We start from the raw sequence: 24,397 nt of genomic DNA, 5'->3' as shown, positions 1-24,397 counted from the left end.
CTATTCCCGCTGAGAGGTGCGCTCGTCCGCGAGGGCCTCCAGAAGCTGCGCCATCTCTTGTGGATTCTCCACACGGAGCACGGCGGCGCTCTCCCCCGGCCCCACCCGCACGCCGAGATCGCCATCGGTGAGCACCCGCATCGCGTCCTCATCCGTGACGTCGTCGCCCGCGAACAGGATGCCGGTCGCGTCGAAATGCTTCCGGAGCGCCGCCATCGCGGCATCCTTGCCCTCGTTCCTCGATGAGAACTCGAGCACACGGTGCCCTGCCCGTCGACGCCAGTGCGGGAAGCGGTCGGCGACGAGAGCGTCGATCTCGGCGAAGACCTCCTTCTCGACCTCGCGGGTGGCTGTGCGCGTGTGCACGCCCATTCCGAAGGTCTTGGGCTCGAACTCCGCACCCTCGTGACGGTCGATGATCGGTCGCGCCGCTGCCCAAAGCTCCTCGCGATCGCCCTCGGCCGTGTCGGGTCCGGTGGAGTCCGCTTCGCCGATTCCGGGGTACCAGTACTGGGCGCCGTGCGAACCCGCCAGGGCGATCGGTGAATCGTCGGTGTGCTCTGTGATCACGCGGAGGTCGTGCATGCTGCGCCCGGAGACGTATGCGACGACCGTGTCCGGCAGAGCCGCCAGGCGGGCGACCTGAGCCGCCACCTCGGGCAGAGCGCGTGCGGCCATGGGATCCGGAACGAGCGGAGACGCCGTGCCGTCGAAGTCGAGGGCGACGACCAGTCTCGGGGTCGCAGCGATGGCGCTCAGCGCCGCGTCAGCTGATCCGGGGGTCCAGGTGCGGGTCACAGGGTCTCCAATCGAGGCGGGTTCCCTCCCAGTATGACCGCCCCGATCAGCGCTTGCGGACCTCGTCGAGAGCGCGGAGGAACGACGACGACCACGCATTCACGTCGTTCTCGAGCACCCGACGACGCAACGACCGCATCCGCTTGCCCTGCTCCGCCGGCGGCATCGCGACTGCCGTCATGATCGCGTCCTTGAGCCCGGCGATGTCGTGCGGATTCACCCGCACCGCCTGGCGCAGTTCGTCCGCGGCACCTGTGAACTCGCTCAGCACGAGCACCCCGCGGTTGTCCGCGCGGGTGGCGACGTACTCCTTCGCGACGAGGTTCATGCCGTCGCGGAGAGCCGTGACGAGCATCACGTCCGCGGCGAGGTACAGCGCGACCATCTCCTCGCGCGGGTAGCCCTGGTGCAGGTACCGGATCGCGGTGTGCCCCATGGTGTCGTGGTCGCCGTTGATGCGGCCGACCGCCAGCTCGATCTCATCGCGGAGGTGCACATAGGCGTCCACGCGCTCGCGGCTCGGACTCGCGACCTGCACGAACGTGACGTCCTCGACGCTCAGCTGGCCGTCTTCGAGAAGCTCTCCGTACGCCTTGATGCGATGACGGATGCCCTTGGTGTAGTCGAGACGGTCGACGCCCAGGAGGATCTTCTTCGGGTTGCCGAGGCTCTCCCTGATCTCGGCTGCACGCGCACGCACATCCGGCCTGGCTGCGAGCTCGAGGTAGGGGGCGGTGTCGATCGAGATCGGGAACGCCCGCGCCACCGCGATCCGCGTGCCGCCGTCGTCGGTCGGGATCGTGACCGCGGAGCCCTTGATGTCGTGGCGCAGGCGACGGCGCACGGCGGTCAGGAAGTACGTGGCGTCCTGAGCACGCTGGAATCCGATGACGTCGGCGCCGAGAAGCCCTCGGAGCACCTGATCGCGCCAGGGCAGCTGCGCGTACAGGCCGTGCGCCGGGAACGGGATGTGATGGAAGTAGCCGATCGTCACGTCGGGGCGCAGCTCGCGGATCATCTGCGGGACGAGCTGGAGCTGGTAGTCGTGCACCCAGACCGTGCCGTTCGGAGCGGCGACCGCCGCGGCCGCTTCGGCGAACCGCCGATTCACCTTGACGTACGCCTCCCACCACTCGCGGTGATACTGCGGAGGCGCGATGACGTCGTGGTACAGCGGCCAGATGGTGTCGTTGGCGAAGCCCTCGTAGTAGTCCTCGACCTCGTCGGCGCTCAGCGGCACCGGCACCAGGTCGATGCCGTTGATCTCGAACGGTTCGAGCTCGACGCCGGGCTGCCCCGGCCATCCCACCCATGCACCGCGTGCGCTGCGCATCATGGGTTCGAGAGCCGCGACCAGTCCGCCGGGCGAGGTCCGCCACTCCTCTTCGCCGTCGGGGCCCACGACGCGGTCGACCGGGAGTCGATTGGCGACGACGACGAAATCTGCGTCCGACATGGGTGGGTGCTCCTGACGCTGCGGTGGTGGTGCTCCTCAGGCTACAGAAGCTCAGTTCGAGGCTACGCGACGTGCGGGAGTACTCAGACGCCAGTTGACAAGCCCGGCGGCGAACGCTACTGCCGCGGCGATGATCGGCAGGATCAGTGCGCTTGCGGTGCCGACGTTCTCGGCGAGCTCCCCGGCGACAGCGGCTCCGAGCGACTGGCCGACCACGATGCCCGAACCGAGCATGGTCATCACCGTGGCCGAGCGTCCGAGTGGGCTGCGCGCCGCACCGAAGCTGTACTGGGTGACCAGCGTCGGCCCGATGCCGATGCCCATGATCGCCAGCGCCACCATCATCATCGCCGGTGAGTCGACGAACAGGAGCAGCACGCTTCCGGAGAGCAGGATGCCGGAGAACACGAGCCACCGCGCGCGCAGCGAGAAGCGCGCGGGAAGCCAGGCGACGCCGAGAGCGAGTATCGCCGACCCCACGCCCATGACCCCGTAGAGGAGTCCTGCCTGCTCAGGTGCACCCCGGTCGGCCATGAAGGACGTCAGCGAGGTGAGCATCGTGCCGAAGAACATCCCCACGCCGAGGATGCCGACGACGACGATCATGATCTTCGGCGTGAAGAGCTCGGAGACCGATGACGGTGCGCGACCGTCGCTGCCTCGGTGCACGGACACGGCCCGCGCGCTCGGGTGCAGGGCGAACGCTCCGACGAACACCACGGTGAGAACCGCGGCGCCCACGAGCGGGGCCCAGGGCGAGAGAGCCGATGCCAGGATGCCGACGATGAAGGGTCCGAAGACGAACACGGTCTCATCCGCGGCCGACTCGTAGGCCATCGTGCCCGAGAGCGTGCGGCCCCGGACTGCTTCGGGCATCCGGTCGGTGATCATCGTCACGAGTCGGGAACGCGACATCGGCGCGACCTGCGGCGCCGTGGCTCCGATGCCGAATGCGGCGACCAGGACGAGCGCATCCGCGGCATCCGCATAGACGACGACGGTGAAGAGCACGAGCATCGCGCCGTTGGCGATCGCGAGGATCAGCAGGACCATGCGCTGTCCGAAGCGGTCCGCTGCCGCGCCCAGCAGCGGGCCGAAGCAGGCCGTGCCGAGACCGACGGCGGCGGAGGTGAGTCCTCCGAGAGAAAGCGAGCCTCGCGCCGAGACGACGACCGTGAGGACGCCCACGACCATCATCGCGAACGGCAGCCGCGCGATGAAGGCGATGAGGAAGTATGGCAGCCCCGCGATGCGGAGGAGACCGGGCCCGTCCGGTGCGGGAATCGCGGACTGATGCTCTGGTGTGGGAGTGGTTGCGTGCGTCATGGCTCTCGCGCGTCCCGAGGACGCGGGGTCGGGTGCCGCCGCTGTCCGCCGGAAAGCCGGCGGCCGGTAGATACACGGAGTGCGGCCGCGGACCAGCCGCGACGACTCCATCGTACCGCGCCTGCCGCATCGGCGCCTGGGCATCGGCAGTACTGTGGTGGCACCCCGACCTACGAGGAGGATCCCTTGCCCGTCCCCGAGACCCTCATCGCTCTCCCCGAGCGCGGCTGTCCTTCACCACGTATGCCCCTGACAGAATCCGCACCGGGTTGTCAAGGCTGGGCGCGGCATGGCCGACGCCGGGTAGCGTGAGGGCATGAACTACCTCTCGGGTACCGGACTCATCGGCGCGATCATGACCGGGGTCACCCTGCTCCGTGGGTCCCGCGAGACGAAGATCACGTGGCGATCCGCCCTCGCATGGGTCAGCTGGGGCATCAGCCTCGCGCTCGCAATCGGCGCCGTCATCGACACGCGGCGAGCCAGGCACGGACGTCCTGTGTCGCCCGACTCGCCCGTCTATGCGAAGCAGCAGCGGGCCTTCGAGAAGGAAGCGAAGAAGAACCCGCGGGACTTCACGCCCTCGAAGCGCTGACACCGCGGCGGCGCTCAACGCGTGAGGATCAGCGCCTCTCCCTGACCGCCGCCGCCGCACAGTCCGACGGCCGCAGTCCCTGCACCCCGGCGGGCGAGCTCGTGCGCCACGTGCACGACGAGGCGGGTGCCGGATGCGCCGATCGGATGTCCGATCGCGATACCGCCGCCGTGAATGTTGACGACGTCGCTCGACAGCCCCAATTCGACCTGTGACCGCGCCACGACAGCGCCAAATGCTTCATTGATCTCGACCAGGTCGAGATCTGACGGTGAGATCCCCTGCTTGCGGCAGGCCTTCTGGATGGCCCGCGCCGGCTGCGCCTGCAACGAGTTGTCCGGCCCCGCCGTCTGCCCGCTGGCACCGACCGCCACGAGTACCGGCCAGCCCTTTTCCTCTGCCACTGCTCGGGTCGTCACGATGACTGCCGAGGCGCCGTCCGAGATCTGTGACGAGTTGCCGGCGGTGATGGACCCACCCTCCGCGAAAGCCGCCCGAAGGCCGCCCAGCGACTCGACTGTCGTGTCAGGTCGGATGCCCTCGTCGGCGGACACCGTGAGGTCCTCGCCGCGACGCTGAGGCACCGAGACCGCGACGATCTCGTCGTCGAACACCCCGGCCTCCTGTGCTGCGGCCGCTCGCTGATGAGACAGCGCGGCGACCGCATCCTGCGCCTCGCGCGTCAGCTCGTAGCGGGAGTTGTGTCGCTCGGTCGAGGCTCCCATGCTCTCGCGGTCGTACGCGTCGGTGAGGCCGTCGTACGCCATGTGGTCGAGCACTTCGACGCTGCCGTACGTCCAGCCGTCGCGAGAGCCCATCAGCAGATGAGGAGCGCGGGTCATGGACTCCATCCCGGCGGCGACGACGACCTCGGCGTCGCCCGTGCGGATCATCCGGGCCGCATCGATGATCGCGGTGAGCCCCGAGAGGCAGACCTTGTTCACCGAGTGCGCGGGGACGTCCCAGCCGATCCCCGCACCGATCGACGCTTGACGTGCGGCGTTCTGTCCCGAGCCCGCGGCGAGGACCTGACCGACGATCACCGCGTCGACATCGGCGGGGTCGACGGACGCCTGCTCGAGCGCGCCGCGGATCGCGAACGCTCCGAGCTGCGGCGCGGTGAAGCTCGCCAGCTGGCCCTTCAGCCTTCCCTGCGGAGTGCGGGCTGCGGCGACGATGACGACATCGTCCCTGTCGGTGTGATCGTGTGCGGTCATCTCTGTCCCTCTGTCCTGTCGTTCACGCTGGCCTGTCGTTCACGCCGTGCGCAGCACGTCGGCGATGATGAGCGGCGGTTCGGTCGCTGCCACGACCTGCTCCACGGCGACTCCCGGCGCCAGCTCGACGAGCACGAGTCCCTCGTGCGTGACGTCGATCACGGCGATGTCGGTGATGATCCGGTCCACGACTCCTCGCCCGGTGAGCGGCAGAGAGCAGTCGTGGACGATCTTCGCCGAGCCGTCCTTGGCGACGTGCTCCATGAGCACGATCACGCGGGCCGCGCCGTGCACGAGATCCATCGCTCCGCCCGGACCCTTCACCATCTTGCCCGGGATCATCCAGTTCGCGAGATCGCCTGTCGCCGACACCTGCATCGCTCCGAGGATCGCAGCATCGATCTTGCCGCCGCGGATCATCCCGAAGCTCAGAGCCGAGTCGAAGAAGGCTGCGCCGGGAAGGACCGTGACCGTCTCCTTGCCCGCATTGATGAGGTCGGGGTCCACCGAATCCTCATGAGGGTACGGGCCGACGCCCAGTATTCCGTTCTCCGACTGCAGCACCACGGTGACGCCCTGCGGCACATGATTGGGCACGAGTGTCGGCAGGCCGATCCCCAGGTTGACGTACGAGCCGTCCTGCAGCTCGGCAGCCGCGCGGGCGGCCATCTCGTCACGCGTGAGCGCCATGTCAGGCTCCTTCCGCGGCGACCGTGCGCCGTTCGATGCGCTTCGCGATGTCGCCACCCACCTCGACGATCCGGTGCACGAAGACGCCGGGCAGGTGGACTCGATCGGGATCGAGCTCGCCGGGGTCGACCAGCTGCTCGACCTGGGCGATGCAGATCCGCCCGGCCATCGCGGCGAGCGGGTTGAAGTTGCGCGCGGCCTTGTTGAAGATCAGATTGCCGTGCCGATCGCCGGCGCGAGCATGCACGAGAGCGAAGTCGGTCGTGATCGCCTCTTCGAGCACGAATTCACGCGCCTCTCCGGCAGCCTCGAAACTGCGCACGTCTTTGGGAGTGGATGCCACGGCGACCGTGCCATCCGGGTTGTACCGTCGAGGCAGCCCGCCCTCGGCGACCTGCGTCCCCACTCCGGTCTGCGTGTAGAAGGCGGCGATCCCGGATCCTCCCGCGCGGAGCTTCTCGGCGAGCGTCCCCTGGGGCGTCAGCTCGAGCTCCAGCTCGCCCGAGAGGAACTGGCGTTCGAACTCCTTGTTCTCACCGACGTAGGACGACGTCATCTTGCGGATGCGCTGAGCGGCGAGGAGAACCCCCAACCCCCAGTCATCGACACCGCAGTTGTTGCTCACGATGCTGAGATCGCGAGTTCCCTGCGCGAGCAGGGCCTCGATCAGCGCGATCGGGTTGCCGGAGAGCCCGAACCCGCCCACCGCAAGCGAAGAGCCGTCCTCGATGTCCGCGACGGCCTCTGAGGCCGATGCCCACTGCTTGTCGATCACGCGTGCTCCTTCGAAGACGTGCCTGAGTCCAGCATCCGCCCGCAAGCCCTCGCATCGATAGACATCTCTTGCGATGTGGACGCTTCAGCACGTAGCGTCCACATTATGGAATCGGCATCTCGCAGCGTCCCTGGCGCCCAGGCCATCGCTCGCGCCGCTGCGCTCCTGCGACTCGTCACCGCGAGCGGCCACGAGGGCGCCTCGCTGCAGGAACTCGCCCGCTCCGCGGATCTGACCCGATCGACGGCCCATCGACTCCTGTCGGCGCTGCGGGCCGAGGGCCTCGTCGACCGCGATGCCGACAGCACGAGGTGGATGCCGGGGCCGGAGCTCTTCCTCATGGGCTCGGTCGCCGCAGCACGCTACGACGTGACGGCACTGGCTCGCGACATCGTCCGCTCGCTCGCGGTCAAAACCGAGGAGAGCGCGTTCCTCTCGGTGCGGCGCGCGGACGAGACGGTCTGCCTGCTGCGCGAGGAAGGGTCCTTCCCGATCCGCTCCTTCGTGCTGAGCGAGGGCGTGCGCTTCCCCCTCGGCGTCGCCAGCGCAGGCCTCGCGATCCTGTCGTTCCTGCCTGACCACGATGTGGACGCGTACCTGGAGCGACATCCTGACCTCGAGACCATCTGGGGGCTTCCGCACGGGGAGCGCCCGCTCCGCGGCAGGCTCGCCGAGACGAAGGAACGCGGGTACGCCGTCAACCCCGGGCTGATCGTCGAGGGCAGCTGGGGTCTGGGGGCCGCAGTGTTCGACAGGTCGGGCCGCCCCGAGTGGGCACTGAGCCTGACGGGCGTCGGCTTCCGATTCGGCCCGGATCGGATCGCAGGCCTGGGACGAACCCTGCTTGCTCATGCTCACCAGCTCTCGGCGCGGATCGCAAACGCCAGACGCTGAGCTCGTCCAGTTTGCATACCATCGGGTATATACTTAATGGTATGCAACGTCAGGATGTCATCCCCTCCCTCGTACTCTCCGGGTACGCGCTGGGCCGAATAGCCGCCAAGGACGCCGGGAACGACGCTCCAGCAGCCCAGTGGCGCGTGCTGAACCTCCTCGAGCAGTCAGGCCCGAAACGCGTGGGCGAGCTCGCGGCCGCGGCACGGACGACACAGCCGGGTATGACACGGCTGATCGGCAATCTGGAGCGCGAGGGCCTCGTGCTCCGCTCCCCCGTCGCCGAGGATTCCCGCGCGATCGCCGTGGCGATCACCTCGAGTGGATCGGAAGCGCTGACAGCCTGGCGGGCGGAGTTCCGCGACATCCTGGCCCCCCGCTTCGCCGGCCTCGACGACGACGAGTGGAGCACCCTCACCCGCGCTGCGGAGATCCTCGCAGCGCACACCGAAACCGAATCGACAGGAGTATCAGAGTGAGCACCACCACCACCTCAGTGTGGAAGCAGCCAGCGCAGGTGTGGGCGGTCGCCTTCGCGTGCGTCGTCGCCTTCATGGGCATCGGCCTGGTGGATCCGATCCTGCCGGCCATCGCCGAATCCCTCCAGGCGAGCCCGTTCGAGACCGAGTTGCTGTTCACGAGCTATCTCGCGGTGACCGGCCTCGCGATGCTCGTCACCAGCTGGATCTCGTCTCGCATCGGAGCGAAGAAGACGCTGCTGATCGGTCTCGCACTCATCGTGGTGTTCGCCCTCTTCTGCGCTCTCAGCGGCAGCGTCGATGCCGTGATCGGCTTCCGCGCCGGCTGGGGGCTCGGCAACGCGCTGTTCATCTCCACGGCGCTCGCGACCATCGTGGGCGCCGCCTCGGGCGGCAGCTCTGCGGCGATCATCCTCTACGAGGCAGCCCTGGGCCTCGGCATCGCGATCGGACCGCTGCTCGGCGGCCTCCTGGGAGAGCAGAGCTGGCGTGCACCGTTCTTCGGCGTCGTGGTGCTGATGGCGATCGCCTTCCTGGCGGTCCTCGTCCTCCTCCGCGGTCCCGGTGAGAAGCGCACCCCCGTCCCGTTCTCGGCTCCATTCAAGGCTCTCGGTCGTCCTGCGCTCGCGATTCTCGCCGTGGCAGCGTTCTTCTACAACATCGGGTTCTTCATCCTGCTCGCCTTCTCGCCGTTCCCTCTCGGCTTCGGCGCGATGGGCATCGGCTTCACCTTCTTCGGCTGGGGACTCGCTCTCGCCGTCACCAGCGTGTGGGTCGCTCCCCTGCTCATGCGCCGGATGTCGCGCACGAGTGTCATCCTCACCGTCCTTCCGCTCCTGGCGGTCGATCTGATCATCGCTGGGTTCCTGGTCGAGTCCGCGACCGCGCTGGTCGTGTGCATCGTCATCGGCGGACTGCTTCTCGGTGTCATGAACACCGTCCTCACTGAAGCGGTGATGGAGGCGACGGATCTGCCGCGTTCGGTCGCGTCGTCCGCGTACTCTTCGGTGCGGTTCCTCGGCGGCGCGATCGCCCCGCCGCTCGCGGCAGCCCTCTGGCACGCGTTCAACGCCACGATCCCCTACGTCGTCGCCGCGGTCGCCGTCCTCATCGCAGCCCTCACCGTCTTCTTGGGACGGAAGGTCCTCTCGCACATCGACGACGAGCCCCAGGATGCCGCGCTCGAGGACGCCGAGGCGATCCTGTTGGGCGACGCCGCCTGATCCGCGGCTCTGCTGCGTTCGGTACCGTGGGCCCATGAGCGCCCTCCCCGAACGCAGCAGACTCGTCCAGCAGCACCTCGTAGAAGCGGGCGTCGAGTCCGAGATCCGCATTCTCCCCGACTCCGCTCGCACGGCCGCCGAAGCCGCGTCGGCCATCGGATGCGACGTCGCCGCGATCGCGAACAGCCTCGTCTTCGTCGTGGACGGAGCCCCCGTGCTCGTCATGACGAGCGGCGGGCACCGGGTGGATCTCGAGGTCCTCGCCCGGAGCATCGGCGCGGACGCCATCGGGATGGCACCCGCATCCATCGTCCGCGAATCGACCGGGCAGGCGATCGGTGGCGTCGCACCGGTCGGACACCCCGCGCGGCTGCGGACCTACATCGACGAGGCGCTCCGCGATCACCCGGAGATCTGGGCGGCCGCCGGCCACCCCCACACGGTCATGCCGCTCACCTTCGAGAGCCTGAAGACGCTCACCGACGGCGAGGTCATCGCCGTCGCTTGAGCACGTCACTTGACGGTGACGGTGATCTCCGCGGTCTCCTGATCACTCACCTCGTCGGGAACCGAGCCACGGAACTGGTACTCGAACTGGATCACCGTCGTGCCATCGCCGACCGGCGCGAAGCGATAGGACAGCTCGCTCGGAGCGCCGGCCTCGCCCTCCTCACCGAGGTAACGGGAGCGTTCGTCTCCGGGCCCGAGCACCTCCGGGTCGGGCTCCTGGGTGATGATCCATTCGTCGCCGACGGTGTGATTCACCTCGCCGAAATCGACGACGAGCGTCTCACCCGGAGCCAGCGTCACGGAGGACGTCGTGTAGTCGACGGTCTTCTCGATCACCGCAGAACAGCCGCTGAGCCCCAGCCCGAAGACCGCCGTGACAGCCACGACGGCGCACCTCGCCACCAGTATCCGCATCGCCATCCCCTTAGCGTTTGCATCAAACTAGCGCACGGGACGCGATCAGGGCAGTAGCACCGCAGACGCGAAAAAGCCCCGATGACTGGCGAGAGTCATCGAGGCTGATCCGTGCACCCCCTCGGACTTGAACCGAGAACCCACTGATTAAGAGTCAGTTGCTCTGCCGATTGAGCTAGAGGTGCGTGGCCCGGTGAATCCCCCGGCCGAGGAATTACATTACCAGCCGATGGCCGCCGTGCGAAATCGAGGCGGGTACATCGCGTCCGCCGCGCGTGTCGCCCCGAGTCCGCCCCTCTCTGAGGCCGCTATCGGGCCGGTTATCCTAAGAGAGTGACCGCCTCCCCCAGCGCCGACGACCTCTCCCGCGACCTCGAGCTCGCCCTCCGGCTGGCCGACGCCGCCGATGCGCAGTCGCTGCCTCGATTCGACAGCCCCGACCTCGAGGTATCGACCAAGGCCGACCACTCGCACGTGACCGATGCCGACCTCGCGACGGAACGGGCGATCCGCGAGGTACTCTCGGCGGAGCGGCCGGAAGACGGGATCTTCGGCGAGGAGTTCGGCGCACAGGGCAGCACGCATCGCCAGTGGATCATCGATCCGATCGATGGCACGGCGAACTTCCTCCGCGGCGTCCCCCTCTGGGGCACGATGATCGCGCTCGCGGTCGACGGAGTCCCGCAGGTCGGAGTCGTCAGCATGCCGGCGCTCGGCCGGCGCTGGTGGGCAGCCGCAGGATCCGGCGCGTGGACGGCGACGGATGCCGAGCCCCGCCGGATCCGCGCATCCTCGGTGTCTTCTCTCGACGACGCGAGCGTGAGCTTCCAGAGCATCGCGCAGTGGGCGGAGTCCGGCCACCTCGATCAACTTCTGAAGCTCGCCGACCGCGTCTGGCGGGACCGCGCATACGGAGACATCTATGCCTACATGCTGCTGGCAGAGGGACGCATCGACATGGTCGCCGAGTTCGGCGTCAAGGAGTACGACGTCGCAGCGGCCGTGCCGATCGTGCGGGAGGCCGGAGGCCGCATGACCGGGTTCGACGGCACCGAGACGATCTCGGACCTGTCGACACTCGCCAGCAACGGCGTCCTCCATGACGCCTTCCTCGAACTTCTCCACGATTGACGAAGGCACCGCGATGATCACACGCACGACCTCCGCCGCATTCGGCGCACTGCTGCTCGCAGTGGCGCTCACCTCCTGCGCCGGCACACCTGACGCCGAGGCGACCCCGACTCCGAAGGCTCCGAAGCCGTCCCCCACTGCGACCACTGAGCCGGTCGCGACGCAGACCCCGGAGACCGCGACGGAGCCGACCTGCGACACGATCGTGTCCGCCGGTACCGTGCAGGCACTCACGGACGCCGGGTGGACCTTCGAGGAGAAGGAGTTCGTGATCGGCGATGTCACGCTCTCCGACGGACTGCTCTGCTTCTGGGCGGACTACACGGTCGCCTCGGACCACGGTCAGCTCTACGGGTGGTCGGAGATCTCTGCCGACGACGCGACGCAAGCGCAGTCGTCGCTGCTCTCACAGGGGTGGACGCGAGAAGACGGCTCCGACGGCATCTACATCACCGAGAACCCGCAGTTCTCCATGGGCACGGACGAAGACGGCTACGGCATGACGTACCTCTTCGGGGACGGCTGGGTGAAGTTCGCCGACACCCGTCAGGGGCTCATCCTCATCGAGTGGGCCGGCTGACCCCGCATACCCCTCCTGGGGCGCACGGTCCTCGGTCGACTCAGCGAGCGATCACGGCGTCGGCGCGTCGATGACCTCGTCGACCAGAAGGATGCCACCCGTCGAGTTCACGGACTGCATGAGATCCTCGATCCACCGCGCGTTCAGCTGGGGCTGCTCCGGCTCGTCGAACGTGAAGCGGAGCGGGATGGACGGGTGGATCCAGATCGTGGATCGACCGCCGGGCTCACCCTCGGGATGACGCCAGGACAGGGTGAAGCTCTCCTGCCTGCGGAGCTTTGTCGCGATGACGATCTTCAGGTGCGCGAGGGCGCGATCCTCGATATGGATCGGAACATCGGATGCTCCATAGAACAGCGTGGCCATCCGCCCAGAATACTGGCTGCCGACCGGCGTCCCGAGCAGATATCGCACGCCTGAGACCCTGATTCCCGCGGTGTATCGTCTCTCGCATGGAGCCCTCCCTCGCCGACATCGCTGCCGAGCTCTACGTCGGGCCTCCGGCGGACTTCGTGGCCGCACGCAATGCCCGCGCAGCCGAGACCGCAGATTCCGCCCTGGCGGCCCGGATCCGCGCCCTGAAGAAGCCCTCCGTCGCCGCCTGGGTGGTCAATGTGTTCGCGCACGAGCGCGCCGCCCAGCTGGGCGAGGCATTGCAGCTCGCCCAGGAACTGCGAGAGGCGCAGGAGGATCTGGATGCTCGGGCGCTCTCCCAGCTCGGCCGCGATCGTCGTGCGCTGACGAACAGGCTCGCGACTGCAGCCACCGAGCTCGCCGAAGAACGCGGAGAGCGGATCACGACTTCGACACGGGAAGCAGTCCAGCAGACCATCACGGCCGCGTTCTTCGATCCGACGGCCGCCGCCGCGGTCGCCTCTCGGCGACTCGTCCGCGAACTGGCCCCCTCGGGCGAATTCGCCGAGATCGCGGACAGCCTCGTCGGCGGAGGTGCGCCCGTCCTGCCCGAGGCCACGGCCAGACCTGTCGACGAGGTCAAGGCGCGCCGTGATCGTCGAGATGCGGAACGAGCTGTGCGCGACGCGGACAGGGCGCATGAGCGCGCTGTGCGTGACGCCGCTGCGGCGGACCGCGCTCTGCGCGTCGCCTCGCTGCGGGTCGAAGAGCTCGAGCGACGCGAGCGGGACCTGGAGGCGGAGTTGACGACCGTCCGGAACGACGCGAAGCGCGCTCGCGCCGAGGTCCAGCACGCCGACGAGGAGCAGCGGGAGCTCGCTCAGCGGATCGGTGACTCCGAGGCTACCCTGCAGGCCGCGCAGGCGGCTCTGGATGACCTCGGCCGTTCCTGAGCCGAGGCGCCATCGCAGTGTCCCGACATAGAAGAACCCCGAGGTCGGCACCTGCGTGCCGGCCTCGGGGTTCTCTCTCGTGACAGCGACCTGGTGGAGCTGGGGGGAATCGAACCCCCGTCCAACGCTGAGTCTCCACGCCTTCTCCGGGCGCAGTCTGTGCAGACGTTCTACTCGGCTCCGACCTTTGTCACAGACACCTAAGTCGACAAGCCCAGCCTGGGAAGAGTCCCACGTGACGTCCAGACGCCATCACGCAGCAAGATTCCTAGATGACGCCAGGATCCGTATCGGAATCACATACGGCCTGACGGACTATCGGGCTCGCTTATGCAGCGAGGGCGAAGTCGTTGCGCTTGGTTTCGGCAACTATTGTTTTGCAGAGAGCGTTTACGAGATAACTCTGCATCCTCGGCCCGCTTCTCGTGGATTCACAGGCGCTGTCGAAACCGATCAGCCCCGTGGTCCTTCTCTCGAAGGAGCCGCTGTCACTCTGTGGAATTTCCAACTCGGGAACCGTAGTGCCCGAGCATCACAGACTACAACGTTCGTCGCGGCTTCGCCATTCCGCGCACGCGCCGGACGCTGGCGTAGAGTCGCCCCATGAGCGAAGTCACCGTCACCGTCCGCGGCGAGCACGAGGCGCGGGTCGCGCCTGAGCGCGCCACCATCCGTGTGAGTGTGCGCGCCGAGGGGCCGGAGCGCGCCTCTGTGGTAGATCGAGTGATGAGACTGGCGGAACCTGTCCGCGAGAGCATCACCGCGCGCACAGACGCCGGATCGGTGGTTGAGTGGACGAGCAAGCGCCTGTCGGTGCGCGCCGAACGCCCATGGAACAACGAGGGCAAGCGGCTGGCTCCGGTCTACTATGCGAGCATCGATCTGACCGCGACCTTCGCCGAGGCATCAGAGCTGTCGATCTGGGTGTCCGACGTGTCCCCCTGGGACGGCGTGGAGCTCGGCTGGGTGAACTGGCACCTCACCCCTGAGACCCACTCCCGGATCGAGCGCGAGGTCGCCGCCGAGGCGGTCGGGGTGGCCGTCGCGCGAGCTCAGGCGTACGCGACCGCCCTCGGACTCGGCGAGGTCGTGCCGATCGAGATCGCGGATGTCGGACTGATCGCCCCGACGCCCGCGCCGCCGTTCGCGGGCATGGCGAAGGCTCGAGGATCCGCGCTCGCCTCCGCCGATGCCGGCAGCGCATCGATGGAGTACGAGCCGGATGAGATCGTCATCTCCGCCACCGTCGAGGCACGCTTCCTCGCCCGGTGAGCGGCTCAGGCGTCCGCTGTGTACGGGGCGAGGTCAGCCGCCAGACGCTCGGACACCCGAGCATGCACGGCGGTGCCGTTCTCTTGGTGCTCCACCGACAGCAGCATCCCGGTCTCGTGGATGGCGGCGACGAGATCCCCTCGATCGTAGGGGACCACCGCGTGCACCTCGACCGCAGGCTTCGGAAGAGCCTCCTCGATGGCTGCTCGGAGCTCCTCGACGCCTTCGCCTGATCGCGATGAGACGAAGTGCGCCTTCGGCTCGAGTCCGCGCAGCACGAGTCGTTCGCTGTCGTCGATGAGGTCGGCCTTGTTGAACACGACCAGTTCGGGCATGTCCCGCACACCCACGTCGCCCATCACGTCACGGACGGTCTGCAGCTGACCGGCGGGATCCGGGTGCGCGCCGTCGACCACGTGCAGCACGACATCGGCGTCACCGACCTCTTCGAGCGTCGACCGGAAGGCCTCGACGAGCTGATGCGGGAGGTTGCGCACGAACCCGACAGTGTCCGTGAGGGTGTAGACGCGGCCGTCCGAGGTCTCGGAACGGCGTACGGTCGCGTCGAGCGTCGCGAACAGAGCGTTCTCGACCAGCACGCCTGCGCTCGTGAGCGCGTTGAGCAGACTCGACTTGCCCGCGTTCGTGTAACCGGCGATCGCGACGGACGGGATCGTGTTGCGCTTGCGTTCGGCGCGCTTCGCCTCGCGCGCGGGACCGAAGTCGCGGATCTGGCGGCGCAGCAGCGCCATCTTGGTGCGGATGCGGCGGCGGTCGAGCTCGATCTTGGTCTCACCGGGACCACGGGAGCCCATACCGGCTCCGCCGGCACCGACCTGGCCACCGGCCTGACGGCTCATCGAGTCGCCCCAGCCGCGCAGACGCGGCAGCAGGTACTCGAGCTGAGCGAGCTCGACCTGCGCCTTGCCCTCACGGCTCTTGGCGTGCTGGCTGAAGATGTCGAGGATCACGGTGGTCCGGTCGATGACCTTGACCTTGACGACGTCCTCGAGGGCGCGCCTCTGGCTGGGCGCGAGTTCGGTGTCGGCGATCACCGTGTCGGCACCCGTGGCGGCGACTATGTCCTTGAGCTCCTGGGCCTTGCCACGTCCGATGTAGGTCGCGGCATCCGGGTGCGGGCGGCGCTGCAGAACGCCGTCGAGCACGACAGCTCCCGCGGTCTCAGCAAGAGCGGCGAGCTCCCGGAGCGAGTTCTCGGCATCCTCCTGAGCGCCCTGCGGGTACACGCCGACGAGCACCACGTTCTCGAGCCGCAGCTGGCGGTACTCGACCTCGGTGACGTCTTCGAGCTCGGTCGAGAGACCGCCCACGCGCCGCAGCGCATGACGATCCTCGAGATCCCACTGATCGCCGTCCGACGACGCGTGAGACGCCGTCGATCGATCCTGCAGCGCCTGCGCGTCACCGAAGACACGCGCTTCGGTGCGCTTCTCCGCATTCGCGAGCACGCGATCGACTGCTTCGTCACCGGTGGAGTGTGTGGTGGTCTCCGTCATCCGTCCCTTATCTCTGGGTTTTGTTGCGAGCCTTAACCTTAGCCCGCGCTGTCCGCTACGCTCACGGTATGGGGTCCGACCATTACTTCACCGCGGCCCCGGCAAGCCCCGAGAACCTGCGATCGATCCGTGTGACGCTCGCAGGCCGTGAGCTGGATGTCACCACCGCTGGTGGCGTCTTCAGCCCGGATCGGCTGGATGCCGGTACTGCCGTCCTTCTCGCAAACATGCCTCCCGTCCCGCCAGGAGGTCATCTTCTCGACCTCGGAAGCGGGTGGGGGCCGATCACGCTGTCGATGGCACTCGCTGCACCCCATGCGACGGTGTGGGCCGTGGACGTGAACGAACGAGCGCTCGACCTGGTTCGCCGCAATGCCTCGGCTCTCGGTCTCACTAACGTCAACGCATCCCTGCCTCAGGATGTTCCCGCCGACGTGACGTTCCGGTCGATCCGCTCGAACCCGCCGATTCGCGTGGGCAAGAACGAGCTGCACGGACTGCTCGAGAAGTGGATCCCCCGACTCGATGAGCGCAGCGACGCTTGGCTCGTCGTGCAGCGCAATCTCGGCGCGGATTCGCTGCAGCGCTGGATCGGCGCGACGTTCCACCCCGGCTTCAGCGTTCACCGGACGGCGACGGGCAAGGGGTATCGGGTGTTGAAGGTGCGCAAGCACGGCACCCCTCCGACGGAGCCCATCACGCTCGTCTGACCGGATGCGTCGTCCGACTCACCGTGACATCAGTGCTGGCAGGTCGACCATGTCCGTGAAAACGAACGCGCCCTCTCTCTCCAGCCACTCGGCCGGGGTGAGTCCGCCGGCATAGCCGAAGACCCTCATCCCCGCCGCACGCGCCGCCTGGACTCCGTACCGACTGTCCTCGACAACCGCGCAACGCTCCGGTACGACGCCGAGCTGATCTGCCGCATGCAGGAAGAGGTCCGGAGCGGGCTTGCCGTTCTCGACGTCGTCTGCGCTGAAGATCCGTGCCTCGAAGCGCGGGAGAAGCCCGGTCAGTCCCAGCGTGCGGCGGATCTTCGAATGGGTCCCGCTCGATGCGACGCACGTCGCGATCAGGATCTCATCGAGCGCGGCCTCGACTCCCGGCACTGGCGTCAGATCGCGCTCGAACGCGTCGACGTACCAGGGCTGATAGGGCGTCTCCCAATCGTCCGGAAGCGGTCGGCCGAGGTATGCCTCGACCTCGGCGCGGAAATACGCGGACGAGCGTCCCACGAAGCGGTGCAGGATCTGCTCGCGCGTCAGCGGCCAGCCGAGATCGGCGAGGACCCGGCGGTCGACGTCGATCGAGAGCCTCTCGCTGTCGACGAGGACTCCGTCGCAGTCGAAGATGACCAGGTCGATCGGTTCGATCGGCCGCATCAGATCAGGTCGACCTCGCCGCTGAACACGAGCTGCGCGGGCCCTGACAGCGCGACGTGCTCACCGTCCTCCGCGGGGAACATCCGGACTCCGAGCGTGCCTCCCGGCACCTCGACACGCCAGTTGTGGGGGGCCTTCTCCCCCGCCCAGTGACGGACGGCGAGAGCCGTGGCCGCGACACCGGTCCCGCAGCTGAGGGTCTCACCGACGCCGCGTTCGGACACGCGCATGCTGACGTGACCGATCCCGTCGCGCACGAGCGGCTCTCCCGGGACGACGAACTCGACGTTGGCCCCTGCAGGAAGCACCGGCTCGAGTTCCGGGGCGCGGTGCAGCTCCAGCGAGGCCAATTCCGCTTCGGATGCGAGAGCGACCACCACATGCGGGTTGCCGACGTCGATGCCCAGTCCGGGGCGTGTCACCGCGAGCCCGTCAGCAGTGACCAGCGGGTCGTCACCGGAGAGCTTCCACAGCCCGAGATCGACCTGATAGCCGGTCTCGCTGCGTGTCACGTCGCGGACTCCCGCGCGCGTGCCGATCGGAAGCGTAGATCCGGGCTCGATGGTGGCGAGGCCGGATCGCACGAGGTAGTGCGCGAAGACGCGAATCCCGTTGCCGCACATCTCGGCGATGGACCCGTCGGCATTCCGGTAGTCCATGAACCACTCGGCGTCGGGTTCCTCAGCGAGCGCCGCCTGGCCGTCGGCGATCGAGGCGGAGCGCACGACGCGGAGGATGCCATCCGCGCCGATGCCGAAGTGTCGGTCGCACAGCACGGCGACCTGCTCAGCGCTCAGTTCGAGAGCGCCGTCGGGGTCGGCGATGATGACGAAATCGTTGCCCGTGCCGTGTCCTTTGGTGAATGCGACCATTCGACCAGTCTAGGGATCCCTGCTATGCGTCGACGATCAGACGTTTTCCGGTGTTCGAGACGGAGAACCGCTCATACCCGAGGGCGTCGTAGAGCCCGAGGACGGTGTCGTTGCCCTCGCGGACCATGAGCTGCACCTTCGGGCACCCCATCGCGTGAAGAAGGCGCTCTGCCTCTCCGACGAGCGTGCGGGCGATCCCGCGGTTGCGGTGCGACGTCGCGGTCGCCAGATAGTAGAGCCACCCACGGTGGCCGTCGTATCCGGCCATGACGGAGCCCACGATCGCCGGCTTCCCCTCCTCTGACTCGGAGTCTTCGACGACGAGGAAGAGCTCGGGCTGCACCGTGAGCTTGCGCTCGATGTCGAGTCGCGGGTCGTTCCACGGCCGCGTGAGACCCGCCTCGTCCCACAGCGCGACCACCGATTCCGTGTCGGCGCGTTCGAACGCCCGTACAGCCCAGTTCATGCCTGCAAGTCTAGGATCGATGCCGCATCAGCCACGCACGACGCGATATCGCCCGCACATGAAGCTGCGGTTCCGCGCGACGTCGACGAGCTCGAGATCCAGGCTTCTGGAGAGCAGCGGCGCCCCGGATCCGAGCGTGACGGGTGCGTACTGCACCCACACCTCGTCGAGCAGCCCCGCGTCCGCGAACTGCCCCGCCAGGTCTCCCCCACCGACGACCCAGAGGTCCTTGCCGTCCGCCGCGTCGACCATCTCGCCGTGGACCTCGGCGACGTCTCCCTGTGCGATGCGGATCGCGGCCCCCTCCGGGACATCGAGATCACGGTGCGTGAACACCCAGGTGGGCTGCGTGTACCCCCAGCGCCCCTCTTCGTGTCGCATGACCCACTCGTAGGTCGACGCCCCCATCGCGAGAGCGCCGATGTTCTTCTCGAAGGCGGCGTAGGCCATCGGGCCGTCGTGGTCGATGTCCTGTTTCAGGAGCCAGTCGAGCGAATGCTGGTCGGTCGCGATGAAGCCGTCGAGGCTGCTCGCCGTGTAGAAGTGGGTGGCCATGCCCTCACCCTCCCAGAGACCACCGACATCAGGCTGTCGCTGAGTCCGAGTCCGAGTCCGAGTCCGAGTCCGTGGCTGCGGCCACCCGAGCGCATCAGGGCTCGAGAAGCTCGGCCGCCTCGACCGGCGGTTCGTGCCAGGTCAATCCGGGGTATCTCTTGAACCACGAGACCTGGCGGCGCGCATATCGGCGCGTGAGCGCCTGCGTCTCCTCGATCGCCTCGGCCCGGGTCAGGCGCCCATCGAGCTGCCCGAGAGCCTGGGCGTACCCGATGGCCCGAGGCGCCGTCGCGCCACGTTCGAGGCCGTGCTCCCGCAGCGTGCGCACCTCGTCGAGGAGACCGGCCTCCCACATGATGTCGACTCTGGCATCGAGTCGGCCGACGAGGGTGCCGCGGTCGACGTGCAGACCGATCAGTCGTGTGTCGTTCTGCCAGAGAGGCGGCTGTTCGGGAAGCGCCGCGCCGTGCGTCGCACTCCCCTGTTCCAGGACTTCGAGCGCGCGGATGACGCGCCGGCCGTTCCGAGGGTCCACCTTCGAGGCTGCCGCAGGATCGAGGGTTCTCAGCCGCTCGAGCAGCACGGTGACTCCCTCGATCTCGAGCTCACGCTCGAGACGTTCGCGGATCACGGGGTCGCGCGGGGGGAAGTTGAAGTCGAAGACGACGCTGGACACGTACAGCCCCGAGCCGCCGACGAGGATCGCATCTCCACCGCGTTCCTGGATGTCCATGACCGCAGCACGGGCCAGAGGCTGGTACCAGGCCACCGCGGCCTCTTCATCGACCTCGCGGACGTCGAAGAGATGGTGCGGGATCCCTCGGCGGTCGCCAGGCGCGAGCTTCGCCGTTCCGATGTCCATGCCGCGGTAGAGCTGCATCGCGTCCGCATTCACTATCTCTGCGGGGTTGCCTCTCTCGCGGAGTGTCTCGGCGAGGTCGAGAGCGAGATCGCTCTTGCCTGTGCCCGTCGCGCCGACGATCGCCCATAACCGTGGCGAACGGGGAGCTCCAGGCGCCTCCGGATCGCTCAGTCGAAGAGCTGTGGTCACACGCCGACCCGCAGCGTCGGCAGGCCGAGGGAGACCGCGCGGGGACCGTCTGCGCTGCTGGGTGCCGGAACGGCGCAGGAGTCCGCCTGCGCCCGATCCCAGGCGTCTCCGCCTCGGGTACGTCGGATCCGCAGGGGCGCCCCGCTCGGATCGTCTGCGAGAAGATGGAAGGGTGCGGCATGGGTGATCGTCACCGACACCACATCGCCCGGTCGCGGCACTGCCGAGCCCGGAGTGATCTCGAAGTGGACGAGCCTGTTGTCCTCGCCTCGACCGGTCAGGCGGTGGGTCTCGGCATCCTTCTTGCCCTCACCCGTGGAGACGAGCACCTCGACCTCACGGCCCACCTGCTGCTGGTTCTCCTCGAGCGAGATCCGCTCCTGAAGCGCGATGAGTCGGTTGTAACGCTCCTGTACGACGGCCTTCGGGACCTGATCCTCCATCGTCGCCGCCGGGGTGCCCTCGCGAATCGAGTACTGGAAGGTGAATGCACTCGAGAAGCGAGCCTTCTCGACGACGCGCATCGTGTCCTCGAAGTCTTCGTCAGTCTCGCCGGGGAATCCGACAATGATGTCCGTGGTGATCGCGGCGTTCGGGATGCGGTCACGCACCCGATCGAGGATCCCGAGGAACTTCTCACTCCGGTAGGAGCGGCGCATGGCCTTGAGGATCCTGTCGCTGCCCGACTGCAGCGGCATGTGCAGCTGGGGCATGACGTTGGAAGTCTCCGCCATGGCGTCGATCACATCATCGGTGAAGGCCGCGGGATGCGGGCTCGTGAAGCGGATGCGCTCCAGCCCCTCGATCTCGCCCGCGGCGCGGAGCAGCTTGCCGAACGCCTGCCTGTCGCCGAACTCGACTCCGTAGGAGTTGACGTTCTGTCCGAGCAGCGTGACCTCGATGGCGCCGTCCTCGACGAGCAGACGAATCTCGTTCAGGATGTCACCCGGGCGGCGATCCTTCTCCTTGCCTCGGAGGCTGGGGACGATGCAGAAGGTGCACGTGTTGTTGCATCCGACCGAGATGGAGACCCAGCCGCTGTGTGCGGAGTCACGCTTGGTCGGGAGAGTCGAGGGGAACACCTCGAGTGATTCCAGGATCTCGAGCTCGGCATCGCCGTTGTGACGCGCACGCTCGAGGAGCCCCGGAAGAGAGCCCATGTTGTGGGTGCCGAAGACGACGTCGACCCACGGCGCCTTGTCGAGCACAGCCTGCTTGTCCATCTGAGCGAGGCATCCGCCGACGGCGATCTGCATGCCGTCTTTGCGGCGCTTGACCCCTGCGAGCTGGCCGAGGGTTCCGTAGAGCTTCCCCGCAGCGTTGTCGCGCACCGCGCACGTGTTGATGATCACGACATCGGCCTCGGCTCCCTCGGAAGCACGGACGTATCCTGCGCTCTCGAGGGACCCTGAAAGCCGCTCGGAATCGTGGACGTTCATCTGGCACCCGAAGGTGCGCACTTCGTACGAGCGGCTGCGCCCGTCGGCGTCGATTGCTGCCGACGACGAACTGATGATCGTCGGCTCACTGCGCGGGATAGTCATGGTCCCACCATTCTACGAGCGCATCCGCGCACCGTCCGCGGTCCGTCGATGTGTCGCCCCGGCGCGCGTACTCTCCTCGTGAGGCGACTCCTGGTCATCCCCGGTGGGAGGGGAACCTCTCAGTCGGAGTCCACGAAACGGACGCCGGATGATGGCCGCCCGAACGATGCCTCCGCAAGAGCCGTCTTCGCCGCGGTCATCGCGACCGAGCCGTTGTAGCCGCGTCGGGAGAGCTGACCGACGAGACGCCGTAGCGCTGTGTCACCGTCGAGACGAGACAGCCCCCGCGCCTTGGTGCGCGCGTACTCGAGAGCACGCTCGGCGTCGTCGTCCGGCAACTCGTCGAGCGCCGCGTCGACCACGTCACGCGGAATACCTCGCTGCGCCAGCGCACGCGACAGGGCGACGCGACCTTGACCTTTGCGTTCGACACCCGACGTGACGAGCTGACCGGCGAGCAGAGCATCGTCGAGATAGCCCCTTCGGCAGAAGTCGTCGAGGATGTCATCCACAGCCCCGGAATCGAGCCTGGTGCCGTCGTGCTCGTACCCCTTGAGAACCGTCCGTGACTCCGAGATCGAGAGCGATCGAGAGCGCAGCTTTCGCACCAGGAGTTCTTCTGCGGCTTCTCGCACACGTGTCGGATCGACTCCTCCGATGTCACCGTCGAGGCCGCCCTGCGGCTGCAACGCCCGCAACCGCGGTGCAGATCGTGCCACCCCACCGCGCGCCGGATGTCGGTCGCTCGGATCGCGAGAATCGATCGACGCGGCTGGGGTCACAGGCGTCTTCGGGCCGGCGTCACCCCAGGTCGAGTTCCACGCCGGGGCGTCAACAACTGGGGCGGGCCCGTCTCCACCGAGTCGCTCAGAGCCTGTGAGCCCGGCGTCCGCGGAAGCGTGCCGCTCGGAGCGACCGCCCTCCGGCGACTCGGGCACCGTTGGCTCCGTCGCTCCCGCCGAGCCGCGGCCTGCCGACGTCTCGCCTGAGGCCTTCCGTCCGAACAGCGGAATGACGGGGGCGAGCTGATCCTGCCCGCCCCCGTCATCACTCATGGCCTACTCCGGTCACGGAACGACCTCGAACCGTCATGATCACGCCGGGCGACGCTCGGCGAGCTCGTCCGCGGGAGCCTCGACGGCGCCACCGATTCCGAGCTTCTGCTTGATCTGAGTCTCGATGGCGAGAGCGATGTCCGGGTTCTTGAGCAGGAACGTGCGAGCGTTCTCCTTGCCCTGGCCGAGCTGATCACCGTCGTAGGTGTACCAGGAACCCGACTTCTTCACGATGCCGTGCTCGACGCCGAAGTCGATCAGGCTGCCTTCTCGCGAGATGCCGACGCCGTACAGGATGTCGAACTCCGCCTGCTTGAACGGCGGGGCCATCTTGTTCTTGACCACCTTGACCCTGGTGCGGTTTCCGACTGCATCGGTGCCGTCCTTCAGGGTCTCGATGCGACGGATGTCCATGCGGACGGACGCGTAGAACTTCAGCGCCTTTCCACCGGCCGTGGTCTCCGGCGACCCGAAGAAGACGCCGATCTTCTCGCGCAGCTGGTTGATGAAGATCATCGTGGTGTTCGTCTGGTTGAGCCCACCGGTCAGCTTTCGCAGAGCCTGCGACATGAGTCGAGCCTGCAGACCCACGTGCGAATCACCCATCTCGCCCTCGATCTCAGCGCGCGGAACGAGAGCCGCCACGGAGTCGATGACGATCAGGTCGATTGCGCCGGAGCGCACGAGCATGTCGGCGATCTCGAGGGCCTGCTCACCGGTGTCCGGCTGCGAGACGAGGAGGGCATCGATGTCGACACCGAGCTTGGCTGCGTAATCCGGGTCGAGCGCGTGCTCGGCGTCGATGAAGGCGGCGATTCCACCGGCACGCTGGGCGTTGGCGATCGCGTGCAGCGTGAGGGTCGTCTTACCCGAGGACTCCGGCCCGTAGATCTCGACGATACGGCCACGCGGGAGGCCGCCGACGCCGAGTGCGACGTCGAGGGCGATGGAGCCGGTCGGGATGACCGCGACGGGGGCGCGCTCATCGCTGCCCAGCCGCATGACGGAACCCTTTCCGAACTGGCGATCGATCTGAGCGAGTGCGGTCTCGAGGGACTTCTCGCGGTCAGCGGGTGATGGCATGACGGGCTCCTTATGCTCGCGTGGTGCCGCCTGTAGGCTGTCGCGGTCCTCCCGGCTGGGCGGAACTCTCCGACAAGGCGTATGGCTCTTCGGCTTGTCTTCACCGTACGAGGCACCTCGGACATTGAGTCATCAGCACCAGGAATCAGGGAGAACAAGATCTCTGAACCACTTGTGCAGAAGACTACGCCCGTTTCGAACACAT

The 24,397-nt window shown here is 67.5% G+C and carries 27 protein-coding genes, 1 tRNA gene and 1 other RNA gene; 10 read left to right on the top strand and 19 right to left on the bottom strand.

What is annotated here, in order from left to right:
• From otsB to OD997_RS02110, 3 genes are read right to left on the bottom strand one after another with little or no spacing between them, the layout of a single operon-like run.
• Positions 1-798, bottom strand: a complete 798-nt coding sequence (gene otsB / locus OD997_RS02120; protein WP_434330156.1) for a trehalose-phosphatase — start codon at positions 796-798, stop codon at positions 1-3.
• A gap of 46 nt (positions 799-844) precedes the next feature.
• Positions 845-2,254 carry an alpha,alpha-trehalose-phosphate synthase (UDP-forming) gene (locus OD997_RS02115; RefSeq protein WP_434330155.1) on the bottom strand — a complete coding sequence of 470 codons (1,410 nt, stop codon included), beginning with the start codon at positions 2,252-2,254 and terminating at the stop codon, positions 845-847.
• Positions 2,255-2,305: 51 nt separating this feature from the next.
• Complete coding sequence (locus tag OD997_RS02110; protein WP_434330154.1) at positions 2,306-3,580, bottom strand: MFS transporter; 1,275 nt, start codon at positions 3,578-3,580, stop codon at positions 2,306-2,308.
• Positions 3,581-3,896: 316 nt separating this feature from the next.
• Here OD997_RS02110 and OD997_RS02105 point away from each other — a divergent pair, with 316 nt between their 5' ends.
• Complete coding sequence (locus OD997_RS02105; RefSeq protein ID WP_434330153.1) at positions 3,897-4,175, top strand: hypothetical protein; 279 nt, start codon at positions 3,897-3,899, stop codon at positions 4,173-4,175.
• Positions 4,176-4,189: 14 nt separating this feature from the next.
• On the opposite strand, the gene OD997_RS02100 is transcribed toward OD997_RS02105, so the two are convergent.
• From OD997_RS02100 to OD997_RS02090, 3 genes are read right to left on the bottom strand one after another with little or no spacing between them, the layout of a single operon-like run.
• On the bottom strand, positions 4,190-5,392 hold the full coding sequence (locus OD997_RS02100) for an acetyl-CoA C-acetyltransferase (RefSeq protein ID WP_434330152.1): 1,203 nt from the start codon (positions 5,390-5,392) through the stop codon (positions 4,190-4,192).
• Positions 5,393-5,431: 39 nt separating this feature from the next.
• Entirely contained in the window at positions 5,432-6,082 is a 651-nt protein-coding gene (locus OD997_RS02095) for a 3-oxoacid CoA-transferase subunit B (RefSeq protein WP_434330151.1), read from the bottom strand.
• 1 nt (position 6,083) lies between these two features.
• Positions 6,084-6,857 (bottom strand): CoA transferase subunit A, encoded by a 774-nt coding sequence (locus OD997_RS02090; protein ID WP_434330150.1) that lies wholly within the window; start codon positions 6,855-6,857, stop codon positions 6,084-6,086.
• 105 nt (positions 6,858-6,962) lie between these two features.
• Between OD997_RS02090 and OD997_RS02085 the strand changes: the two genes are divergently transcribed.
• From OD997_RS02085 to OD997_RS02070, 4 genes are read left to right on the top strand one after another with little or no spacing between them, the layout of a single operon-like run.
• Positions 6,963-7,751: an IclR family transcriptional regulator gene (locus OD997_RS02085; protein ID WP_434330149.1), complete on the top strand. Its 789-nt coding sequence runs from the start codon at positions 6,963-6,965 to the stop codon at positions 7,749-7,751.
• Between the two features lie 41 nt (positions 7,752-7,792).
• Positions 7,793-8,230: a MarR family winged helix-turn-helix transcriptional regulator gene (locus tag OD997_RS02080; RefSeq protein ID WP_434330148.1), complete on the top strand. Its 438-nt coding sequence runs from the start codon at positions 7,793-7,795 to the stop codon at positions 8,228-8,230.
• The gene (locus tag OD997_RS02075) at positions 8,221-9,453 is read left to right on the top strand and encodes an MFS transporter (RefSeq protein ID WP_434332317.1); all 1,233 of its coding nucleotides are present in this window, start codon (positions 8,221-8,223) and stop codon (positions 9,451-9,453) included. Before OD997_RS02080 ends, OD997_RS02075 begins: the two co-directional genes overlap by 10 nt.
• 34 nt (positions 9,454-9,487) lie before the next feature.
• Entirely contained in the window at positions 9,488-9,961 is a 474-nt protein-coding gene (locus OD997_RS02070) for a YbaK/EbsC family protein (protein WP_434330147.1), read from the top strand.
• Positions 9,962-9,966: 5 nt separating this feature from the next.
• Here OD997_RS02070 and OD997_RS02065 read toward each other — a convergent pair whose 3' ends face one another.
• Together OD997_RS02065 and OD997_RS02060 are read right to left on the bottom strand one after the other, a co-directional pair.
• Complete coding sequence (locus OD997_RS02065) at positions 9,967-10,383, bottom strand: hypothetical protein (protein ID WP_434330146.1); 417 nt, start codon at positions 10,381-10,383, stop codon at positions 9,967-9,969.
• A 106-nt stretch (positions 10,384-10,489) separates the two neighbouring features.
• Positions 10,490-10,562: transfer RNA gene (locus tag OD997_RS02060), tRNA-Lys, on the bottom strand.
• A 148-nt stretch (positions 10,563-10,710) separates the two neighbouring features.
• Here OD997_RS02060 and hisN point away from each other — a divergent pair.
• Positions 10,711-11,508 carry a histidinol-phosphatase gene (hisN, locus tag OD997_RS02055; protein WP_434330145.1) on the top strand — a complete coding sequence of 266 codons (798 nt, stop codon included), beginning with the start codon at positions 10,711-10,713 and terminating at the stop codon, positions 11,506-11,508.
• 13 nt (positions 11,509-11,521) lie between these two features.
• Positions 11,522-12,088, top strand: coding sequence for a hypothetical protein (locus tag OD997_RS02050; RefSeq protein WP_434330144.1), 567 nt, complete (start codon positions 11,522-11,524; stop codon positions 12,086-12,088).
• 51 nt (positions 12,089-12,139) lie between these two features.
• On the opposite strand, the gene OD997_RS02045 is transcribed toward OD997_RS02050, so the two are convergent.
• Entirely contained in the window at positions 12,140-12,454 is a 315-nt protein-coding gene (locus tag OD997_RS02045; protein ID WP_434330143.1) for a hypothetical protein, read from the bottom strand.
• An 86-nt stretch (positions 12,455-12,540) separates the two neighbouring features.
• On the opposite strand from OD997_RS02045, the gene OD997_RS02040 reads away from it, so the two are divergent.
• Positions 12,541-13,395 carry a transposase gene (locus tag OD997_RS02040; RefSeq protein WP_434330142.1) on the top strand — a complete coding sequence of 285 codons (855 nt, stop codon included), beginning with the start codon at positions 12,541-12,543 and terminating at the stop codon, positions 13,393-13,395.
• A 91-nt stretch (positions 13,396-13,486) separates the two neighbouring features.
• Here OD997_RS02040 and ssrA read toward each other — a convergent pair.
• Positions 13,487-13,856: a transfer-messenger RNA gene (gene ssrA / locus OD997_RS02035) on the bottom strand.
• A 142-nt stretch (positions 13,857-13,998) separates the two neighbouring features.
• Here ssrA and OD997_RS02030 point away from each other — a divergent pair.
• Entirely contained in the window at positions 13,999-14,667 is a 669-nt protein-coding gene (locus OD997_RS02030) for an SIMPL domain-containing protein (RefSeq protein WP_434330141.1), read from the top strand.
• Positions 14,668-14,672: 5 nt separating this feature from the next.
• On the opposite strand, the gene hflX is transcribed toward OD997_RS02030, so the two are convergent.
• Positions 14,673-16,184, bottom strand: coding sequence for a GTPase HflX (gene hflX, locus OD997_RS02025; protein WP_434330140.1), 1,512 nt, complete (start codon positions 16,182-16,184; stop codon positions 14,673-14,675).
• Between the two features lie 68 nt (positions 16,185-16,252).
• Between hflX and OD997_RS02020 the strand changes: the two genes are divergently transcribed.
• The gene (locus tag OD997_RS02020) at positions 16,253-16,894 is read left to right on the top strand and encodes a class I SAM-dependent methyltransferase (protein WP_434330139.1); all 642 of its coding nucleotides are present in this window, start codon (positions 16,253-16,255) and stop codon (positions 16,892-16,894) included.
• An 18-nt stretch (positions 16,895-16,912) separates the two neighbouring features.
• On the opposite strand, the gene OD997_RS02015 is transcribed toward OD997_RS02020, so the two are convergent.
• From OD997_RS02015 to recA, 8 genes are all read right to left on the bottom strand, one after another.
• Positions 16,913-17,566, bottom strand: a complete 654-nt coding sequence (locus tag OD997_RS02015) for an HAD family hydrolase (protein WP_434330138.1) — start codon at positions 17,564-17,566, stop codon at positions 16,913-16,915.
• Positions 17,566-18,438: a diaminopimelate epimerase gene (gene dapF, locus OD997_RS02010; RefSeq protein WP_434330137.1), complete on the bottom strand. Its 873-nt coding sequence runs from the start codon at positions 18,436-18,438 to the stop codon at positions 17,566-17,568. The genes OD997_RS02015 and dapF overlap by 1 nt, the downstream gene beginning before the upstream one ends.
• Before the next feature lie 22 nt (positions 18,439-18,460).
• A complete protein-coding gene (locus OD997_RS02005; protein WP_434330136.1) occupies positions 18,461-18,904 on the bottom strand; it encodes a GNAT family acetyltransferase in 444 nt (147 codons plus the stop codon).
• Between the two features lie 27 nt (positions 18,905-18,931).
• Complete coding sequence (locus OD997_RS02000; RefSeq protein WP_434330135.1) at positions 18,932-19,459, bottom strand: dihydrofolate reductase family protein; 528 nt, start codon at positions 19,457-19,459, stop codon at positions 18,932-18,934.
• Between the two features lie 94 nt (positions 19,460-19,553).
• Positions 19,554-20,510 carry a tRNA (adenosine(37)-N6)-dimethylallyltransferase MiaA gene (gene miaA / locus OD997_RS01995; RefSeq protein WP_434330134.1) on the bottom strand — a complete coding sequence of 319 codons (957 nt, stop codon included), beginning with the start codon at positions 20,508-20,510 and terminating at the stop codon, positions 19,554-19,556.
• Positions 20,507-22,054 (bottom strand): tRNA (N6-isopentenyl adenosine(37)-C2)-methylthiotransferase MiaB, encoded by a 1,548-nt coding sequence (gene miaB / locus OD997_RS01990; RefSeq protein WP_434330133.1) that lies wholly within the window; start codon positions 22,052-22,054, stop codon positions 20,507-20,509. Before miaB ends, miaA begins: the two co-directional genes overlap by 4 nt.
• A gap of 119 nt (positions 22,055-22,173) precedes the next feature.
• Positions 22,174-22,689 carry a regulatory protein RecX gene (locus OD997_RS01985; RefSeq protein WP_434330132.1) on the bottom strand — a complete coding sequence of 172 codons (516 nt, stop codon included), beginning with the start codon at positions 22,687-22,689 and terminating at the stop codon, positions 22,174-22,176.
• 459 nt (positions 22,690-23,148) lie between these two features.
• Positions 23,149-24,192 carry a recombinase RecA gene (recA, locus tag OD997_RS01980; protein ID WP_056509487.1) on the bottom strand — a complete coding sequence of 348 codons (1,044 nt, stop codon included), beginning with the start codon at positions 24,190-24,192 and terminating at the stop codon, positions 23,149-23,151.
• Positions 24,193-24,397: the final 205 nt, after the last annotated feature.

The sequence above is a fragment of the Microbacterium sp. CGR1 genome, assembly GCF_051062835.1.
GTDB lineage: Bacteria > Actinomycetota > Actinomycetes > Actinomycetales > Microbacteriaceae > Microbacterium.
This window is presented reverse-complemented; position numbering and strand designations above follow the sequence as displayed.

Coding starts and splice junctions, on each gene's coding strand:
- OD997_RS02115 (WP_434330155.1), bottom strand. CDS start 2,254: ATGTCGGACGCAGATTTCGTCGTCGTCGCCAATCGACTCCCGGTCGAC.
- OD997_RS02110 (WP_434330154.1), bottom strand. CDS start 3,580: ATGACGCACGCAACCACTCCCACACCAGAGCATCAGTCCGCGATTCCC.
- OD997_RS02105 (WP_434330153.1), top strand. CDS start 3,897: ATGAACTACCTCTCGGGTACCGGACTCATCGGCGCGATCATGACCGGG.
- OD997_RS02100 (WP_434330152.1), bottom strand. CDS start 5,392: ATGACCGCACACGATCACACCGACAGGGACGATGTCGTCATCGTCGCC.
- OD997_RS02095 (WP_434330151.1), bottom strand. CDS start 6,082: ATGGCGCTCACGCGTGACGAGATGGCCGCCCGCGCGGCTGCCGAGCTG.
- OD997_RS02085 (WP_434330149.1), top strand. CDS start 6,963: ATGGAATCGGCATCTCGCAGCGTCCCTGGCGCCCAGGCCATCGCTCGC.
- OD997_RS02080 (WP_434330148.1), top strand. CDS start 7,793: ATGCAACGTCAGGATGTCATCCCCTCCCTCGTACTCTCCGGGTACGCG.
- OD997_RS02070 (WP_434330147.1), top strand. CDS start 9,488: ATGAGCGCCCTCCCCGAACGCAGCAGACTCGTCCAGCAGCACCTCGTA.
- OD997_RS02065 (WP_434330146.1), bottom strand. CDS start 10,383: ATGGCGATGCGGATACTGGTGGCGAGGTGCGCCGTCGTGGCTGTCACG.
- OD997_RS02050 (WP_434330144.1), top strand. CDS start 11,522: ATGATCACACGCACGACCTCCGCCGCATTCGGCGCACTGCTGCTCGCA.
- OD997_RS02045 (WP_434330143.1), bottom strand. CDS start 12,454: ATGGCCACGCTGTTCTATGGAGCATCCGATGTTCCGATCCATATCGAG.
- OD997_RS02040 (WP_434330142.1), top strand. CDS start 12,541: ATGGAGCCCTCCCTCGCCGACATCGCTGCCGAGCTCTACGTCGGGCCT.
- OD997_RS02030 (WP_434330141.1), top strand. CDS start 13,999: ATGAGCGAAGTCACCGTCACCGTCCGCGGCGAGCACGAGGCGCGGGTC.
- hflX (WP_434330140.1), bottom strand. CDS start 16,184: ATGACGGAGACCACCACACACTCCACCGGTGACGAAGCAGTCGATCGC.
- OD997_RS02020 (WP_434330139.1), top strand. CDS start 16,253: ATGGGGTCCGACCATTACTTCACCGCGGCCCCGGCAAGCCCCGAGAAC.
- OD997_RS02015 (WP_434330138.1), bottom strand. CDS start 17,566: ATGCGGCCGATCGAACCGATCGACCTGGTCATCTTCGACTGCGACGGA.
- dapF (WP_434330137.1), bottom strand. CDS start 18,438: ATGGTCGCATTCACCAAAGGACACGGCACGGGCAACGATTTCGTCATC.
- OD997_RS02005 (WP_434330136.1), bottom strand. CDS start 18,904: ATGAACTGGGCTGTACGGGCGTTCGAACGCGCCGACACGGAATCGGTG.
- OD997_RS02000 (WP_434330135.1), bottom strand. CDS start 19,459: ATGGCCACCCACTTCTACACGGCGAGCAGCCTCGACGGCTTCATCGCG.
- miaB (WP_434330133.1), bottom strand. CDS start 22,054: ATGACTATCCCGCGCAGTGAGCCGACGATCATCAGTTCGTCGTCGGCA.
- recA (WP_056509487.1), bottom strand. CDS start 24,192: ATGCCATCACCCGCTGACCGCGAGAAGTCCCTCGAGACCGCACTCGCT.